General features: G+C 62.7%; 13 protein-coding genes. 6 read left to right on the top strand and 7 right to left on the bottom strand.

From position 1 onward, the window contains the following. Nucleotides 1-166 precede the first annotated feature (166 nt). The 6 genes from ACOOHF_RS16610 to ACOOHF_RS16585 all read left to right on the top strand — a co-directional run bounded on the left by ACOOHF_RS16610 (nt 167) and on the right by ACOOHF_RS16585 (nt 9,958). Nucleotides 167-778, top strand: coding sequence for a type IV toxin-antitoxin system AbiEi family antitoxin domain-containing protein (locus ACOOHF_RS16610; RefSeq protein ID WP_420462544.1), 612 nt, complete (start codon nt 167-169; stop codon nt 776-778). Nucleotides 779-1,100: 322 nt separating this feature from the next. Beyond that, nucleotides 1,101-2,516, top strand: coding sequence for a restriction endonuclease subunit S (locus tag ACOOHF_RS16605; protein WP_420462543.1), 1,416 nt, complete (start codon nt 1,101-1,103; stop codon nt 2,514-2,516). Beyond that, nucleotides 2,513-6,055, top strand: a complete 3,543-nt coding sequence (locus ACOOHF_RS16600; RefSeq protein WP_420462542.1) for an RNA-binding domain-containing protein — start codon at nt 2,513-2,515, stop codon at nt 6,053-6,055. The genes ACOOHF_RS16605 and ACOOHF_RS16600 overlap by 4 nt, the downstream gene beginning before the upstream one ends. 74 nt (nt 6,056-6,129) lie before the next feature. After that, nucleotides 6,130-6,681 (top strand): hypothetical protein, encoded by a 552-nt coding sequence (locus ACOOHF_RS16595; protein ID WP_420462541.1) that lies wholly within the window; start codon nt 6,130-6,132, stop codon nt 6,679-6,681. After that, nucleotides 6,647-8,251, top strand: coding sequence for a hypothetical protein (locus tag ACOOHF_RS16590; RefSeq protein WP_420462540.1), 1,605 nt, complete (start codon nt 6,647-6,649; stop codon nt 8,249-8,251). Before ACOOHF_RS16595 ends, ACOOHF_RS16590 begins: the two co-directional genes overlap by 35 nt. 288 nt (nt 8,252-8,539) lie before the next feature. Continuing rightward, nucleotides 8,540-9,958, top strand: a complete 1,419-nt coding sequence (locus ACOOHF_RS16585) for a transposase (protein ID WP_420462539.1) — start codon at nt 8,540-8,542, stop codon at nt 9,956-9,958. 3,275 nt (nt 9,959-13,233) lie between these two features. On the opposite strand, the gene ACOOHF_RS16580 is transcribed toward ACOOHF_RS16585, so the two are convergent. From ACOOHF_RS16580 to ACOOHF_RS16550, 7 genes are all read right to left on the bottom strand, one after another. Next, nucleotides 13,234-14,652 (bottom strand): transposase, encoded by a 1,419-nt coding sequence (locus tag ACOOHF_RS16580; protein WP_420462539.1) that lies wholly within the window; start codon nt 14,650-14,652, stop codon nt 13,234-13,236. A 275-nt stretch (nt 14,653-14,927) separates the two neighbouring features. After that, on the bottom strand, nt 14,928-16,265 hold the full coding sequence (locus ACOOHF_RS16575; RefSeq protein WP_420462538.1) for a helix-turn-helix domain-containing protein: 1,338 nt from the start codon (nt 16,263-16,265) through the stop codon (nt 14,928-14,930). Continuing rightward, on the bottom strand, nt 16,262-16,669 hold the full coding sequence (locus ACOOHF_RS16570; RefSeq protein ID WP_420462537.1) for a hypothetical protein: 408 nt from the start codon (nt 16,667-16,669) through the stop codon (nt 16,262-16,264). Before ACOOHF_RS16570 ends, ACOOHF_RS16575 begins: the two co-directional genes overlap by 4 nt. A 318-nt stretch (nt 16,670-16,987) precedes the next feature. Next, on the bottom strand, nt 16,988-17,467 hold the full coding sequence (locus ACOOHF_RS16565; protein ID WP_420462536.1) for a hypothetical protein: 480 nt from the start codon (nt 17,465-17,467) through the stop codon (nt 16,988-16,990). Between the two features lie 214 nt (nt 17,468-17,681). Beyond that, a complete protein-coding gene (locus ACOOHF_RS16560) occupies nt 17,682-17,885 on the bottom strand; it encodes a hypothetical protein (protein WP_420462535.1) in 204 nt (67 codons plus the stop codon). A gap of 22 nt (nt 17,886-17,907) precedes the next feature. Next, complete coding sequence (locus ACOOHF_RS16555; protein WP_420462534.1) at nt 17,908-18,342, bottom strand: hypothetical protein; 435 nt, start codon at nt 18,340-18,342, stop codon at nt 17,908-17,910. A 117-nt stretch (nt 18,343-18,459) separates the two neighbouring features. Beyond that, a complete protein-coding gene (locus ACOOHF_RS16550) occupies nt 18,460-18,783 on the bottom strand; it encodes a molybdopterin cofactor-binding domain-containing protein (protein WP_420462533.1) in 324 nt (107 codons plus the stop codon). Nucleotides 18,784-18,811: the final 28 nt, after the last annotated feature.

Raw genomic sequence — 18,811 nt, 5'->3', positions numbered from 1 at the left:
GTCGATACCCGCTGAGAGCAGGCGATATCAGGAGGACACTCCCGAGTGTGGCGGCTATCCCGACCGCTCGGACCACTCCGCCTCCGAATCTTGACGGATCCCATGAGGTGAAAGAAGATGTCACATCTGTTTTTGGATGTGACTTTTTCTGAAAGCGGCGCGAACGATGATCGATCCAGCCGTTACGGACACGCAGCGGCTGCGTGATGCCGATCTGCCCGCCTTCTTCCGTCCCCAGGACGCGGAGGCGGCCGGGATTCCGTACGGCCACCTGCGGAGAATGGAGGAAGCCGGGCTGGTCGAGCGGGAGGGGTGGGGCCTGTACCGGCGGACGGACGCCGACTTCTCTCGGCACCACTCGCTGGCGGCGGTCTGCGCCAGGGTGCCCAGCGCGATCGTGTCGCTCATCACTGCCCTCAGCGTCCATGAGATCGGCACGCAGATCCCGTTCGGCGCGTGGATCGCGATCCCGCACGGCGACCGCACGCCTACGGTGGAGGGCTTCAGGCTCAACGTGACGCGGTTTTCGGGCGCCTCACTTCGCTATGGGGTGGTCGAGACGGAGTTCGAGGGCGTTCCCGCCCGGATCACGACGCCGGCCCGCACCGTCGTCGATTGCTTCCGTTTCCGAAACAAGGTAGGCCTCAATGTCGCGCTGGAGGCACTCGACGATGCCCTCCTGTGGAAGAAGGTGACCCGGGACGAGGTCGGGCGTGTCGCCGAGGCCTGCCGAGCCCAGTCGCTGCTGGAGCCGCTCCTCTACCCGCGTTTCCTCTGATGGCCGACCGAGATAGGGGACGAGACTGCCGATCTGGTGTGACGACGAATCGCCGAGCACCATGCACACCGATCTCGTACGTTCGGAATTCGCGCGGCCGGCTCGATTCCCGCCGCGCACGAATCCATCCGCACACAACGGTGCCCAGCGTGGGGCATGATCTTCCCATCAAAGCGACACTCGGATCCGATCCCCGGCCCTCGCGCAGAGCGGGGCGGGCCGCGTCCTCACGGCGCCTCCGGGGGAACTCCGGGCCGGGCGGTCACTCCCCTCCACATCGAACCGTTCGACTTCATCTGGCCCACCGGTGGCCCGTTGCAGGATGCCGATGGGCACGCCTGTAGCGCCGATGGCTGACCCGCATCCGCCTTCGCGCGGGCAATCAGCGCGCTTCGACCCTTATCCAGAATACAAGGATTCCGGCGTGGAGTGGCTGGACGAGATCCCCGCGCACTGGAACGTGGCTAGGCTAAAGCAAGTCTTGTCGCATAATGATGGCGGCGTGTGGGGCAACGAAGGCGATGACAACGGGACGATCGTACTTCGTTCGACGGAGCAAACTGTCGATGGCGCATGGGCGATTGAGAATCCTGCCGTTCGCGAGCTCACTCGGCACGAATACACGGCTTCTCGACTCATCGAAGGTGATCTCGTGATCACGAAGTCGAGCGGATCAGCTCGTCACATCGGCAAGGCATCCTTGGTTTCGGAGGAGATTGAGTCTCTCGACTGCTGTCACTCCAACTTCATGCAGCGACTTCGAGTCCGGCCGGACGAGATCGTTCCCCGCTACTTGTGGTATGTGCTGAACAGCACCCTTGGCAGAGGCCAGTTTGATTTCTTGTCAGCATCGACCACGGGCCTTGCCAACCTCAACGGCACGATCATCGGTATGGTGGTTGTCGCGTTACCTCCGTTACTCGAGCAACTGGAAGTCGCCGACTTCCTCGACCGGGAGACGGCCAAGATCGACGGGCTGGTCACGAGGCAGGACCGGCTGATCGATCTGTTGCAGGAGAAACGTACCGCGATCATCACGCGTGCCGTCACGCGAGGCATCGACCTGCGAGTCCCCATGAAGGACTCCGGTGTCGAGTGGCTGGGCGATATTCCGGCGCACTGGGAAGCGAAGAGGACGAAGTTCGCAGCTAGACTGCGGTCAGGGCACACTCCGAGCCGACAGAAGGCCGAATACTGGCAGGACTGCACCATTCCGTGGTTCGGCCTCACGGATGTCTGGCAGGTCCGCGATGGACGGGTCGAGTACGTACACGAGACAGCCGAGAAGATCAGTGAGATCGGACTAGCGAACTCTGCTGCGAGACTCCTTCCAGAGGGCTCGGTGATTCTGTCACGCACTGCATCCGTGGGGTTCTCGGCAATCCTCGGCGTTGACATGGCGACGACGCAGGATTTCGTCAACTGGACTTGCGGGCCATCGATACGCCCCGAGTACCTGTTGTACGTCTTCCGCGCCATGGAGCCGGAGTTTCGGCGTCTCACGATGGGCTCAACGCATCAGACCATCTACATGCATGATGTCGGCGGCTTTTTGACACCCATTCCCCCGGTTCCCGAGCAGGATCGGATCATCGCGTTCATCCGCGAAGAGACCGCTTTCATCGATACGCTCATCGCCAGAATCCACCAAGCCATCGACCGTCTGAAGGAGTTCCGCACTACGCTGATCTCCGCTGCCGTGACCGGCAAGGTCGATGTCCGGGAGGCAGCGGCGTGACTCCGGAGGTCTCAGAGCGCGCGTTCGAGGATGCGATTGAGTGCGCACTCCTGCGGCGGGGATCCGATGCTTGCGAGGAGTACCAGGAGAGTGTTCGGGAGAAACTGGCACCGTATGACGAAGAGTTTCTTGGCGGCGGATACCATCGGCGCCGCGCGGATGCAGACTACGACCGGCAACTCTGTCTCATCCCGCACGACGTGGTTGACTTCCTCGTCGCCACTCAGCCTCAGATCTGGAAGCGGCTGAAGCAGCATTACGGTGCCGAGGTCCGGGAGCGGTTCCTGAGCCGTCTTGCAAAGGAATTAGAGCGGCGCGGCGCCCTCGATGTGTTCCGCAAGGGCATCAGGGACTCGGGGTGCAAGTTCCACTTGGCATACTTCCGTCCGGCGAGCGGCCTCAACGAGGAAACGCGCCGGCTCCACGCGGCGAACATCTTCTCCGTTGTGCGGCAAGTCCGTTACAGCGCGAAGAACGAGAAGAGCCTCGACCTGGTGCTGTTCCTCAACGGCATTCCGTTCTTCACGGCCGAACTCAAGAATCCGCTCACGGGCCAGACTGTTGAGGATGCGATCCGCCAATATCGGCACGATCGGGATCCCCGCGAACCCCTCCTGGCACACGGCCGCTGCCTCGCACACTTCGCCGTGGACCCCGAATTGGTGTACGTCACCACGCACCTCGAAGGAGCCAAGACACGGTTTCTCCCTTTCAACCGAGGCAGGTTCGGCGGGGCCGGCAATCCGCCCGTCCCGCCGACAAGGCAGGGATACCCCACTGACTACCTCTGGAACGAGGTCTGGGCACGGGACAGCGTCCTCGATCTGATTCGGCAGTTCATCCACGAAGTGGAGGCAGAAGACGAACTCGGCCGGAAGACAACCCGGTTGATCTTCCCCCGCTACCAGCAGCTCGATGCCGTCCGGCGCATGGTGTCCCATGCCCGCAACCACGGGGCGGGGGAGCGGTACCTGATCCAGCACTCCGCCGGGAGCGGCAAGAGCTACACGATTGCCTGGCTCGCGCATCAGCTATCCACCCTCCACGACGCCGACGATCGCTCGGTGTTCGACTCCATTGTCGTCGTCACCGACCGACGCGTTCTGGACCGCCAGCTTCAGCGCGCCATCACCCAGTTCGAGCAGACGCTTGGAGTGGTCGAGAAGATTGACAAGGATTCGAAGCAGCTCCGCGCGGCGCTGGAATCCGGCAAGCGGATCATCGTCACGACGCTCCAGAAGTTCCCGGTGATCGCCGAGCAGATCGGATCGCTTCCCGGCCAGCGGTTCGCGGTGATCGTCGACGAGGCGCACTCCTCCCAGTCCGGCGAGAGTTCGAAGAGTCTCAAGGCGGTGCTCGCCGCCGGGAGCCTCGAGGCGGCCGAAGAGGAGGAAGCCGGCATCGCGACTCCGGAGGAGGAACTGGAGGCGACGGTCCTCGCCGAGATGGAGAAGCGCGGATCCCTGCCGAACCTCTCCACCTTCGCGTTCACAGCGACGCCCAAGGCGAAGACGCTGGAGTTGTTCGGCGTACAGCAGGCAGACGGTCGGTTCGAGCCGTTCCATCTCTACAGCATGCGGCAGGCGATCGAGGAGCGCTTCATCCTCGATGTCCTCGCCAACTACACCACGTACTCGGCCTACTGGCGGCTCTTCAAGACGATCGAGGACGACCCGCGCTACGAGAAGGGCAAGGCCGCTTACCTGCTCAAGTCCTTCGTGGAACTGCACCCGCACGCGATCGGGCGGAAGGTCGAGATCATGGTCGATCACTTCGCCGGGCAGGTGCAGGACAGGATCGGCGGCAGGGCGAAGGCGATGATCGTCACCCGCTCCCGCCTCCACGCCGTGCGCTACAAGCTCGCCGTGGACGCGTATCTGGCCGAGAAGGGGTATCCCTGGAAGTGCCTGGTCGCCTTCTCCGGGAAGGTGAACGACGGAGGGAAGGAATACACCGAACCCGGCATGAACTCAGCCGGCGGGCCGCACTTGATCGGAGAGCAGCAGACGGCGGCGGAATTCGCCAAGCCCGAATGCCGGTTCCTCGTCGTGGCGAGCAAGTTCCAGACGGGCTTCGACCAGCCGCTCCTCCACACCATGTACGTGGACAAGAAGCTGGGCGGCGTGAACGCGGTGCAGACGCTGTCGCGCCTGAACCGGACCCATCCCGGCAAGGACGAGACGGCGGTCCTCGATTTCGCCAACGAGGCGGACCACATCCGCAAGGCGTTCGAACCCTACTACGAGACGACGTTGCTCTCGGAGGCGACGGACCCGAACCTCCTCTACGACCTCCAGGGAGAACTTCTCGGCTTTCACGTCTACACCGAGGCGGAGGTGGACGCCTTCGCTCGGGTCTACTTCGGCAAGGACGCCACGCAGGACCAGTTGTATGCCCTGCTCGCCGACCCTGTGCAGCGGTTCCGCGACCTGGAACCCGAGGTGCGTTCGGAGTTCCGCGGCGGGCTGCGGAAGTATACGCGCCTCTACTCGTTCCTGGCGCAGATCCTGACCTTCAAGGACGCGGATCTCGAGAAGCTGCACGTCTTCGCCCGCTACCTCCGGCAACTCTTGCCGGCGGATGGAAGCGAACTCCCGCGCGAAGTGCAGCGGAACATCGATATGGAGTCGTACCGAATCCAGCAGACGGGGCAGGGAGGAATCGAGTTGTCCCGAGGCGCGGGCACGATTGATCCCCGGAAGACCGGCATCCAACCGGGAGCAGCGCAGGAGGAGATCGAGGCCCTGTCCCGAATCATCGCGGAGCTGAACGACCGCTTCGGCCTCAACCTGGGGCCGGAGCACCGCGTGACCCTCAACCAGATGATGGACAAGCTCGAGGATGACACGGCGCTCGCCGCGGCCGCCCGCGTGAACACCCGCGAGAACGTGCGCCTCACATTCGATCACAAGGTTGAGGAGGTGATCCAGGGCATCGTCGACTCGAACTTCGATCTCTACAAGCGCATCACCGACGACAGTGCGTTCGGCGAACTCGTGAAGACCCTCCTCTTCGACCAGTATCTCTGCGGCCACCGCAACGCCGAGGAACTGATCAAGCGCGGGGAGTCGAAGACGCTGGAGCTCAAGTCCACCCTGCGCTGGAACCTGAAGGAGGACCGCAAGGACAACCGCGTGACCCACGCCGCCCTGAAGACGATCGCGGCCTTCCTGAACACGGAGGGCGGCGACCTCCTCCTCGGCGTCGCGGACGACGGCTCCGTCGTCGGCATCGAACGGGACGGCTTCGACAACGACGACAAGTTCATGCTCCACCTGGCCCAGGTTGTGCGAAACGCCTTGGGCGGCCGCGCGGGGACGTGCATCGACCCGAGGATCCAGATCCTCGACGGCGGCACCGTGTGCGTCGTGAGCTGCCAACGAAGCCCTGAGCCGGTATTCCTCCGCTGGAAGAACCTTGAGAGCACCGAGCAAGGCGACTTCTTCGTCCGCAGCGGCCCCGGCACTGTGAAGCTGCCCCCACCAGACGTCGAAGCGTACATTCGCACGCGGTTCGAATCCCCGGCCAGCACCCGGTAGCTTTGAACGGCTTCTTCCACGAGAGTCTTATGTTGCCAGATTACCCAAAGATCAAGCGAAGGGCCGACGCCTTCTTGAGACGGTATCTCAAGGACGAAGTCTCCAAATCAGCACCCCTCCTCAGGGAAATCGGCCGAACAGTTCAGCACGAAGGTGATGAGGGCACTTACGAAGATGTGGAAGGGCGGGAGGATCATATTGAATACGAGACGATGACGGCAGGATTGGAGATCACTCGCGATGAAATGCGACATGGGAGCTTCTCGGCGGTCATGGCCAAGTTTAAGAGGATGGCGGAGACCCTCGCTGAGGCCCAAGGGAAGATGATGTTCACCAAGGCCTCCGAGGCGGCAGAGTCCGTCGGTAACGTCGTCGCCGCGAAAGACAAGCCGATTCGGGAAGCTCTTCTTGAAATGCAGCGCAAGATCCAACTGGATTTCGATCCACGCACTGGTGAACCCCGACACCACACAATGGTCGTACACCCCGAGACGTTCGAGAAGATCAAGGACGACTTGGAGAGTCTCGACGGGGATTCTGAATTCCTTGCTGAACTCTCAGAGATCAAACAGAAACAATGGATGGATTGGCGTGATCGAGAATCTCGTAGACGTCTGGTTGACTGAGGCGTCCGAGCGCTCCTACGAAGCGGCGTTTGGCCAACTTCTGGTGATAGAGGGCCATCGTGTCATCCAAGGCCCGATGCACCACGCCCACGAGCACGGGAAGGATATCATCGCCTGGGACTCCGCCGGAGACCTGTGCGCGTACCAGCTAAAGGGGGGGAGTGGCAGACTCGACGTCCCTAGGATCGAGGCGCTCAAAGAGCAGCTCTCAACAGCGGCCGAAGCCATCATCAGGCATCCGAGCCTTCCCGACTCACGTCTGCCTGATCGTGTCTTTCTTGTCACCAATCAAGCCGCCACTGGTCCGGCGCAAGATCGGATCAGCGTGCTGTCCGACGGCAACCGGCACCGCGGATTGGCACCGCTGCATTTGATCGAGCGCGCCGAGCTCACCTCCCGATTCGTAGCGGCTCAAAGGAGTTTTTTCCCGGGCTCCCCCGGGGCCCTGAACGCGTTCCTCGCGCTGTTCTTGGCCGATGGACGAGGGGAGTTGCCGAGGCAGGAGTTTTTTCGGCTGCTACAAGACATCCTCCCCGTTATTGGACGCAAGCCCAAGGCTGCGGCTGCGGCACGAGCCATCTCAGCGGCAGCCCTTACGACCGCATTGGCACTCCGAAAATGGGCAGATGACGGTAATCACGCGGAAGTAGTCGTGGGGTGGATCTGTTTCGCTACGCAGATCCTCAGGGTCGCTGAAAAGTACAGCTTGGGTCGCGCACGCTGGCATGCAGCGTATCGACTGGCGTTGGAGGAAGCACGGCGTAACGCGCGGCAGCTGCTGGAAGAGGCGCTGGCAGCCGAGGATCTCGTGGTTCCAGATCCGGCGGAACCGCTCGTCCATAGTGCTCGCGCAGTCAAGGTGTGTGGTTTGGTCTCGGCTTTCTCGATCTCGCAGAGAATCGAGTTCGGTGTTTGCCATGAGTACCGAGGAAGTGCAGGTCAGCTCGTACTGCGAGAGTTTGACTGTCTACGCATCGTGGGAGAGGTTCAGGCACCGGACTATTTCTTGTCGATCTTGGCCGTCAACGAGACAGGGCGGTATCCTGTTGCGAGGACAATGCTTCTCTCGTGGGTGAGGTCGGTCGCGAGGGCGAATAAGCCCGGTTCCACAGCGCCCCTTCCGGATCCGTATCACTCGGTCGAGGACATCATCCTCGACAGTCTTCCTCCCGAGGGCACGATCCTTGCGGATGAGACTTTTTCGGGTACGGCCTACACAGTGGAGATCGGTGTACGATGGGCGACGCGACGCCTGTGGCGGCAGAGCCTGAACGCGATGTGGGGAGACGTGAGTAGGTTGAGTCACCATCGCTTCAACCCGGCACAACCGAGCGATTACTTCGTACCTCGAAGTGACCGCGGTAGGTGGGCCAGTCGGTTCTACCCGACGCCGACCCGCTGGTCGGATCTTCGCGCAGAGGCTGAAGAACACGAAGTCGCCGCTCTCCCGGGCACGTTGCGCCGCTGTCCAGAATTCGTACCCTTCTATTGCTTGGCGTTGCCGCACCGGTTCAACGCCGTCGTCGCGGACTTCCTCGACGAACTTGCTTCCCACGGTCGAGTCTCGTGACATGTTGACTGCCGAACGTTTGATGTCAGCGACGATACGGAGGGAAGGAGGTGGGCGTCGGGAAGGGTGATGCTGGTGACGGGGGCGTCGGCCGGGTGGTACGTTCGTTCCCTCATCATGAAGCATCCTGCCAATCCCTTGCCCCCGCCTCGGCTTCATCGGAGCCCAAACACCTGTTCCTCGTGTTCGCGCTCTAGCAGTCCGTGGTAAAAGTCGCGATGTCCCGCGTCGATGTTGATGGTTAGATTGTGGCGGGGACAAGAGTGGCGAGTCAGTCGGAGGTTGACGATGGCGATGGGCCGGCGGAGGGGCGGGCGTCAGAAGGCGCTGTTCGTGGCGGCGGCGGGGATCCGTGCTCCGGGACACCCGTTCTACCGGGCGCTGGAGGGGCTGTTGGCTTCGGCGGGGTTCGACGGGTGGTGCGAGGAGACGTGCGCGGCGCACTACGCTCAGCGGCTGGGCCGTCCGAGCATCCCACCGGGGGTGTACTTCCGGATGCTCGTGGTGGGGTATCTGGAGGGGATCGGATCGGAGCGGGGGATCGCGTGGCGGTGCGCGGAGTCTCTGTCGCTGCGGGAGTTCCTGGGCTACGAGCTGGACGAGAACCCGCCGGACCACTCGACGGTGTCGCGGACGCGGCGGCGCCTGCCGGTGGAGGCGCACGAGACAGTGTTCGCCCGGGTGCTGGAGCTGCTGGAGGAGAGCGGGCTGTTGAGCGGCAAGACGCTGGGGATCGACTCGACGACGCTGGAGGGGAACGCGGCGATGCGGTCGATCGTGCGGCGGGACACGGGGGAGGGATACCAGTTGTTCCTGGAGGGCTTGGCCGAGGCGTCGGGGATCGAGACGCCGAGCCGTGCGGATCTGGCGAAGCTGGACCGGAAGCGGCCGAGGAAGGGGTCCAACGACGAGTGGGAGCACCCGCACGACCCGGACGCGCGGATCACGAAGATGAAGGACGGGCGGACGCGCATGGGCCACAAGCTGGAGCATGCGGTGGACATGAGCTCGGGGGCGGTGTGCGGGCTGACGGTGCAGCCGACGACGGGTGGCGACTGCGCCTCGCTGCCGAAGACGCTGGGGGAGGCGCGCGGGCAGCTGGAGCGGCTGGGTCTGGAGGCGCGGGAGCTGGTGTGCGACAAGGGCTACCACTCGAACGCGACGATGAAGCGCCTGGCCGGCCTCGGCCTTCGCGGCTACGTGAGCGAGCCGAACCGCGGGCGGCGCAGTTGGAAGCGGGACCGGGCCGCGCGGAAGCCCACCTACGCCAACCGGCGCCGGATCCGGGGCGCCCGGGGCAAGCGCCTTCTGAGGGCTCGGGGCGAGAAGCTGGAGCGCGCCTTCGCCCACCTGCTCACCACGGGCGGGATGCGCCGGACGCACCTGCGCGGGCACGAGAACATCCGTAAGCGGATGCTGGTGCACGCGGCCGGGTTCAACCTGGGGCTCCTGATGCGGCACCGGTACGGCTACGGCACGCCGAGGAGTCTTCAAGGCCGAAGTGCGTCCACGCTCCGAACGGGAGGCCTCCGGATCGCCTTTTCGGCCCTTTTCCGCCCGAAATCGCGCGTTCTCGGCCACCTCCGGCCCGCGCGGGCCCGCAAATCGCCCAAACGCGGCACCGGCCCCTCCGGCGCAACAATCCGCCGCCACTTTGCCGAGATCATATTCCGTGGCCCGCGGCGCGCTTTTGCCACGGGCTGCTAGGTGTCGTCTCCACTGCTCCTCTGCCATGCCGCGCCCCAAGATCCCCACTTCTCGGAGACGCGAATCTGGGTGGTCAGCAAGAGCCTCGAACCGCTCCATCCATTCCGCTTCCATGTTCGATAGCTTGCCCGTCCATCCTCCCCCTGATAGCCGGCACGCATGAGCGAGTTCATCAGGAGTATATCCGGCGTCTAGCGCCAAACCCGCCAGTTTCTGCCACGCGTCATCGGGATAACCTCCCAAAGGCGCCAAGTGATATGGCTTTAGGCTTCGATTCTCAAGCAACTCGCGGTACAATCCCGGGTCATTTCCGACGAGCAGGCGGATCAACTCATCCTGGCCGAGTCGCTGGTATTTCTCATGCAAATTGCGCAAGACGCGTCGTCGCTGGCTGGTCGCCAGCACATTGATGGCAACGTCGAGTGGTTTGTCCGGTAACCAGTATGGAGGGTGAGCACTCTCCGTACGATGGAGCAGCCATTCCAGGGCGATCGATGGGTCCGAGCGAAACACATCCTCAAGAATGTAGTTGTCGACGTCCCTCACTATGATACGACGCCAAGCGTCGCTCAAATCCGACGGTAAGCTCGCTACACCTTCACCCAACCACAATCCTCTGGCTATTGCTGCCCTAATCGTGTCGCTCGAGTGCGTCAGGAGCAATCTCAAACGGACTTCGTCGAGGTGGCCCTGCGCGCCCAGCCCCTCGACGATGTGCTCTGATCCGCGCAGTTGATCAAGAACTGTATCAAAAAAAACACTCGGCACCGGGTCGATACCTAACGCTACTTCTACAGCAGCCGTGCGATATGCTTGGTTCTCGATGCAGTGTCCCCATGCAGTAGTGATCGACTCCGGTGCCAGTCGAATCGACGCGGCAAGGAACGGCGATACGAACTGCGCAGGTGCTTCTTGGGAAATTAGAGTTTCGAGCCAGTGGACTGGTTCGTCCGTTTCTTCGGCGATCCACTTTGCAACCTTGGCACCCCATTCGAAGCCTCGATAGTTTATCACTCGGGCCGCCTCGTAAAAGAGATATACGCGAGGCGCAACATCATCTGGGCTCCGTTGGCCCCATTCCGTGGCGAGCTTCCGTGCAGCGGCGTGAGCAGAGTCGTAGGTCTCACGCCAGCCGGGACCGAACGAATCGATAGGAAAGAGCACGTCGTATTCGGGGTCGGTAGCGAACGTAAGGTCCCACCCATGCTTGTCAGAAAGCTGCGCCGCCCAACTGGCGATGCCGGGGTTTGTTGAAGTAGCTGTTGCGATGGTGTGCACCATGGAGCGAGCGATGTCAGTCATCATGACTGCCATCTCGGGCGCCACGGTTGAGCCCGGCCCACCCGGGTGAAGCCAATGGTGCACAAGCTCCCGCAGAGGGTCCAGTTCGGTGATGTTCACGGCGGCGAGTAGAGGAGCTGCGCGGTCCCACAGCGCCCCCAGCGCCGATATATCACGTTCTGTGAGAATATTGAAAGATATTTGAATCGAGAGCGGATCCGTGACGGATTCAGCCGTGTTCTCATAGCGCGGATCAAATGCGGCGGCCACGGCACGCAATACAACCCAAGGATCCGACTTCTGGTCCGACGAATAGTCCTCAGTCGCGGTGAGCACGAGGCGACGTCGCGTAACGGCCTCACCGGAGCTGGGATGTGCGCTTTTGGCCCAGTCTTGGAGGACACGGAGGGGGTGGCCAGGATGTTGCGGCAACGAGACGTGGTTGCCCGTTGAGGCGTACAACAAACGTGGGACGATCTCTTGCGGAGCTGAGAAGAGTCCGACCCGGGCTATGGCCCGGAACGTGTCAGGCCGATGATGCAGAATCCATCGAACCTGGGCGGGCCCGAGGGCTGCATAGTTAACCCATGCCGACTCGCCCGACGTGCGAAGCAAGAGTTCTTGAATCAAACCCTCGGGCACTTGCCCGGAGCGGTGCTTAGCGCCCACAAGTGTTGAAACAACGTCACCCAACCTACGCGCTTCCTCCACCAAAGGCTGTGCGGGAAGTACGGTTGCATCCCGAAAGAACACCTCCGCGACGAGTGAATGTCTCAAGGGACGAGGCTCCACAGCAAAAGCCGGTTCCGTTGCAGCCACTTCGCGGAGGACGCCGCCCGCTGCCAGCCCGCGGAGCATCTGTCGAATGGCAACGGGGGGAATTTCAAGAAAAGTCGCCACAGAACTTGTCGTCATGCCGGCGTCTCCCCCCAGTGCGAAACTGGCAAGGACCTCAACAGCTTCGGTCCCAACAAGATCTTTGAAGATGCCAATCTCGTGAAGCAGAGCCGTGGCCGACGCAATCTGCTGGAACTCAGATCGAAGGACCAGATTTGCCAACGTGACAGCTAAGCCCGGCTTGCCTGCGGACTGATCGATCAATTCACGGAGTAGCGTGTCCCCGATGTCGATTCCGCAGCTTCGGATCACCTCAGCAATCTCCGCCGTAGTTAGAAGCCGTAACTCGCGCAGCGTGCTAGGCGTTTGTGGAGTCGCCAGTTCTCGTGTTACGTCCTCAACTCTTCCAGGCCAGCAACTCGCAATGATCACGAACGGGATTCCCAACTCATCTCGTAGCCGAAGCAACGTTCGCAAATCCTCTAGGCGGAAATGGGCATCGTCGACGAAAATCCGCGTAGGTTGCTGAGACCGAATGCCCTCAGCCATACGGGTCGGATCGTCCGACACGAGAAACAGACCGTCTCCATTCGTCGCGAGTTCTTCCATGACGAACGTCTTCCCACAGCCGGGAACGCCCGACATGACGGCATCCTCCTTAAGTCCAAGGAGCCATTCGTGGTCGTCCGATCGACCTATCACCGCCGAGGCAAGGCGTGGGCGTGTCGAGTCCGCAACCATCGACAGCGGTTCAGGGTCTCCAACGATCCCGAGCAGATCTCTACACCATCGCGGACTCGCGTAGAGACGGTTCGCAATGTCTGCCCGAATATGATGACCGACCAACGTAAAGTCGCGCGCCCTAGCGTCATCTCGGAGTCTTCGGATCCGAGTTGGCGTGAGGTCCTGAGAAGTTGCCAACACGACCTGGCGTCGCAGACCTCCTTCTACCATATACCGGTCGAGACTATTCCGAAAGTTCCGCCCAACATCAGAAGAAGTTGTTGCAACAAGAGGATATGGTTCTCCTTTGAGATCTACTATTGCACCGTCCATGCCTGCATCTTGACCGCCCGGTATTGCCACCAGGCCGGGATACACTTCACGAAGGAGATCGCATACGCACTGCTCAAACAGATTTCCATCTAATGTATCCGCTAGCAGCCCGTGGCAAAAGCGCGCCGCGGGCCACGGAATATGATCTCGGCAAAGTGGCGGCGGATTGTTGCGCCGGAGGGGCCGGTGCCGCGTTTGGGCGATTTGCGGGCCCGCGCGGGCCGGAGGTGGCCGAGAACGCGCGATTTCGGGCGGAAAAGGGCCGAAAAGGCGATCCGGAGGCCTCCCGTTCGGAGCGTGGACGCACTTCGGCCTTGAAGACTCCTCGGCGTGCCGTAGCCGTACCGGTGCCGCATCAGGAGCCCCAGGTTGAACCCGGCCGCGTGCACCAGCATCCGCTTACGGATGTTCTCGTGCCCGCGCAGGTGCGTCCGGCGCATCCCGCCCGTGGTGAGCAGGTGGGCGAAGGCGCGCTCCAGCTTCTCGCCCCGAGCCCTCAGAAGGCGCTTGCCCCGGGCGCCCCGGATCCGGCGCCGGTTGGCGTAGGTGGGCTTCCGCGCGGCCCGGTCCCGCTTCCAACTGCGCCGCCCGCGGTTCGGCTCGCTCACGTAGCCGCGAAGGCCGAGGCCGGCCAGGCGCTTCATCGTCGCGTTCGAGTGGTAGCCCTTGTCGCACACCAGCTCCCGCGCCTCCAGACCCAGCCGCTCCAGCTGCCCGCGCGCCTCCCCCAGCGTCTTCGGCAGCGAGGCGCAGTCGCCACCCGTCGTCGGCTGCACCGTCAGCCCGCACACCGCCCCCGAGCTCATGTCCACCGCATGCTCCAGCTTGTGGCCCATGCGCGTCCGCCCGTCCTTCATCTTCGTGATCCGCGCGTCCGGGTCGTGCGGGTGCTCCCACTCGTCGTTGGACCCCTTCCTCGGCCGCTTCCGGTCCAGCTTCGCCAGATCCGCACGGCTCGGCGTCTCGATCCCCGACGCCTCGGCCAAGCCCTCCAGGAACAACTGGTATCCCTCCCCCGTGTCCCGCCGCACGATCGACCGCATCGCCGCGTTCCCCTCCAGCGTCGTCGAGTCGATCCCCAGCGTCTTGCCGCTCAACAGCCCGCTCTCCTCCAGCAGCTCCAGCACCCGGGCGAACACTGTCTCGTGCGCCTCCACCGGCAGGCGCCGCCGCGTCCGCGACACCGTCGAGTGGTCCGGCGGGTTCTCGTCCAGCTCGTAGCCCAGGAACTCCCGCAGCGACAGAGACTCCGCGCACCGCCACGCGATCCCCCGCTCCGATCCGATCCCCTCCAGATACCCCACCACGAGCATCCGGAAGTACACCCCCGGTGGGATGCTCGGACGGCCCAGCCGCTGAGCGTAGTGCGCCGCGCACGTCTCCTCGCACCACCCGTCGAACCCCGCCGAAGCCAACAGCCCCTCCAGCGCCCGGTAGAACGGGTGTCCCGGAGCACGGATCCCCGCCGCCGCCACGAACAGCGCCTTCTGACGCCCGCCCCTCCGCCGGCCCATCGCCATCGTCAACCTCCGACTGACTCGCCACTCTTGTCCCCGCCACAATCTAACCATCAACATCGACGCGGGACATCGCGACTTTTACCACGGACTGCTAGACGGTCAACGATATGTCGATAAAACGGATCTCTATTCACGATTTTTCTTTTCCGCTCCTGGAATAGACAACGATGCAGACCTCGTCGAACTATAGCGCCGCACGTTGGTGATCACGAAGCACGGACGGTAGACGGTGGCCGGGTTGCTCGGCCACTCCCTTCTCGTTGGTAAACTCCCAGCTACTCAAATGAGAATACACCGACCGAATCCCGAAATGGGATGCTGCGCGCTCCAACACCGAAGGCTCGATAAACGGATGTGAGGAGATCGAACGCCACGTCATCAGGACTAGAGGCTCCTGGAACACGCCTCGGTCCGATCCGAAGGTGTGGCTCGGCGAACGGTGTGCTGGGACCCACGGGAGAAAGGAAACGGATTTCGTCAGGTTGCCCGGGGCGCAGAATATAGCCAGCAACGTTCCGGTACTGGAGTTGGATCAGCATCTCGTTGGTATAGCCTGCCTCGTGGAGCAGCGCCTGCGCTAGGCAAAGAAAGGATAAGGGGTATTCGACCACGGGGTACGGATAGAGTCTTGGTCGGACTCGCAGTTCCTCCTCGGACTGCCTCCAGCAGAAGTGGTCGTCGAGAGGCGTCCAGAATTCCAGATGGCCGTTCTCCAACACCTCAAGGTAAGCGTACGATGTCTTACTCCCTAACTCAACTCCCGTGAGCGACCTTCGACGAGTGGAATCTAGCCCTCCCATGTTCCAGCCACTTCGCCGAGATCTTGGCGGCGTCGACAGAATGGAGGTGATCTCGGGATCCCGCACGTCGATCAGGCCCCGACGCGGAGTAACGGGAGTGGCGCCAAGCCAAAGGAAGGGACGTTCGCCGACCTCCGCCTCGAAACGCTCTCGCAGCACCTCAGCGAGCAAATTCCCGTCGTGGGAATCGAGGAGGGCCTCGGAAGCAGTCGTCCGTAGGGCTTCTGCGAGTTCGTTCTTTCGTTGGTCTCGCGTCAGAATCCGGGCAAGGTCAGAGAATCTTCGGTCCAGCCTGTCCAGACGCAGCCCAACCGGTTCGTTGACGAATGCCTCGCGGATCTCGGCCAGCGACATCTCTCGCTTCCCATCCTCAAGGCGGATGTAGAAATCGGTGCGACGACCGAGCGTCACCATATGCGGACAGCGTCCGCTGGGCGGGATCCGGACGATGATCACCGTGTGGCCATTCACGACCCGACGGCCGACCTCAAGTCCGTCGATACGTGCTGAGATGTGATCGTGGCATAGCGACCGGATGCTCTGCCTAGTCGACTCCGCATCGCCCATGAGAGCCGGATCCACGAACTTCGCAGCCCGCCCGGAGCCATCATCGTGTATGCCGATGATAAGATACCCGCCGCCGCCGTTGGCCATCGAGGCGATGACTCGAAGCAGCTTCAGCGGGTGGTCGGGGTCCTTATGATCGAAGGTCCTCTTAAACTCAAGGTGCTGCTGTTCGGGGACATGAGCTTCGACGAGGTGCGCGATCTCATCGTCCCGAACTTCGTCAAGTGGACGCTCGTCGAAGATCATGCCGCCAGATCGCCGAGGGGGCACGCCGGATCGAAGAGCTTCACGGTCCAGAGGCTGCCGGTGGCCAGGGATCGGCGTAGTCGAACGATTCCGGGCGACCCGATTACGCCCGTCAACTTCGTACCGGTGCTTCGGACGGTCTTGGATACCGTCCCGCGTCGCTTTCGAGCGGACAAACCGGGCTTCGCGGAGGCGTAGGCGCGAGGCGTACGGGAGAGAATGCGCTCGACATCTTGAGCTGTCGGAAGGAGCCGGCCTCCTCTCCGCCACGGAGTGAGCACGGCGAAGGGCTCGGGGTCCAGCATCTGTTCCCACACCTCCGGGACATCGGCGTCGCCGGAACCGTGGTGCGGGACCTTGAACACGGAGGCCTTGCCCGTCGGCTTCGCGCGGTCATGAAGCACGGCCGTCCGCCCCTCCTCTCGATGTCGCCCCCCAGGAGCGCAATTGCATCGCCGCATCTCACCCAGAGCGCGACGGACAACTTATTGGCTGACGGCGAGCGATTTCGTTTCGCGGTCTCGCCTTTGGATGACACCCACCCCTCAACGGACCGGATAAACGACTCGAACTGGTCGTCGCCGGGTGACAGCGACCAGACTTCGCTCGATCCGTTGCGAAACACCCGTCGAACGGGCGCGGCCCAGATGGGCGACGAACGTTTGCTGCCCAGACAAGAGAAGACGGAGTGAATCTCGCGTACTCCGTAGCCCACCTCAAGTTCACTCAAGGCCCCACTTCGCGCGCAGCCAGTTCGCCCACGCACGGCCGCGCTCAAGATCTCGGTCGGTCATCGGCGGAAGGTCGAGAGACACGATCTGCGACACGCGTCGCCGCGCGCCTCCCACGGACCTCTCGTAGCCGATCACCCAACGGAAGATCGATCCGGGTTCCATATTCAACCGGTCTTCCGCCGAGACGTCATCCAGAGGAATGACCGCATCCTCACGCGCAACGGAGTCTCCGGCCGTCAGGTCCAACAGACGCGCTTCAAACTCGTCGTTCCCGATATCGGTGACGTATCCCTCCCACTCCTGGAGGGCGTGAAGCGACGCGGTCGGAACCGGCTCGACGAGCGGCGGCAGGATGTCGACTCCACCATTTCGCGGAACACCGTTTCCTTGGCCGTCGCCGTAGGTCGGCTGCACGGAGGCGTTGGCCGAGAGCCCGAAACGGTCACCCGTGGGCGAACCGTCGGCCACGGGTGCCCAAATGGACCGAAGACCTTGCTTGGGCACAGATCCCCCGGGGATGGCGCGCGATACGTCCGCATCGGAGGTAGGAGATGCTTCAAGCGGTTTCGCCGTCAGTCCAACACTCAACGCCACCTGTCAGCCTTCCTTCTGAGCCAAGGACATGGTGTAATCGATTATGCCTATCATCCTCCTTCTCTCGCGCTTCGAGACGGGTCCGGGACTATGTACGGTCCAACCTCCGGTAGAACAGGCCCCGATACCCGTCGTCTCGCTGCTCGAAGATCACATGGGCGCGGCGTCCGCCGTTTTCTTCGTTTTGTTCAACGATGACGGTTGCACGGTGCTCCGGGTCCTTTCCGAAATGCCTGCCCGCGGCAACAAGGAAGTACTTCCAATCCTCTACCGTGATCGTTTCTTCGGCCATGGTTCACCATCCCCCATTGATGCTAAGCGCCGCGGGGAGTCTGCCTTGTCAGCGGGTCCAGCATCGGCCCCGGCGGAGGCGGCGGATCGATCACCGTAACGCCTGCCAGCCGAAGCGCTTCACTGAGTCCCCACAAGAACGCATCCTCCCATATTACGACGCGGCGCACCTTCTTCGTCGCGTTCCGAATCAGCCAGCTACCGCACGCCAAGCCTGCGTCCTCGCCAGCCAAGGCGATCGGTTGTTCCGGCTCCGGTGCATCATCCTCGAGTTCCGTCGCGATGGCGATGCTCTCGTCTCCAAAGCGGTAAGCCCCAGCTTTTCCGTGCCCTTTCAGCTCCTCCTCAATCTCCACGACGATGCCCGGTGGTCTTTGTAGGTCGGCGTCTATCTTCATCCCCCTTGTTTCGAAGGCGGCCTCAAGCGAGCCGCCGAGAACGAGAGTCGACGACCTCAACAGCCTCTCCCGTTGCAACTCCGACGTTGACGTGGGACCAGAACCGGTCCCCGGCTCCGCGCCAGGCGGATCGTCCCCTACCCGGCAATCCCCCCTCTCGTTCACGACCTCCCACACCTAATCCGGCATGGTCGGGATGTCCAGGTGCGTCACGCCGAGGCGGGCCAGCGCGTCCACCGTGGCCGACTCGCCACACCCTTGGTGCCGAGCGGGTCGTTCGGCGACGGGGGTGATCGTGTGGGCGATCTCCCACGCGGGGTCTCCACGGAGGCCGGGATTCGGGATGAGGTAGTCCATGAGCGAGCCAACCAGGTTGTTGCCGTCCTCGTCGTGGGGGTTCTCCTCGAACAGCGCCGGGCCGATGCCTTGCGTGAGGCCGCCGTGGATCTGCCACTGCACGATCATGGGGTTGCTGATGTTGTCGCAGTCGTCCACCGTCACGAAGCGGCTGCCCGTCCTCCTCGCGGCT

It is taken from the genome of Candidatus Palauibacter sp. (assembly GCF_965216145.1).
Taxonomy (GTDB): domain Bacteria; phylum Gemmatimonadota; class Gemmatimonadetes; order Palauibacterales; family Palauibacteraceae; genus Palauibacter.
This window is presented reverse-complemented; position numbering and strand designations above follow the sequence as displayed.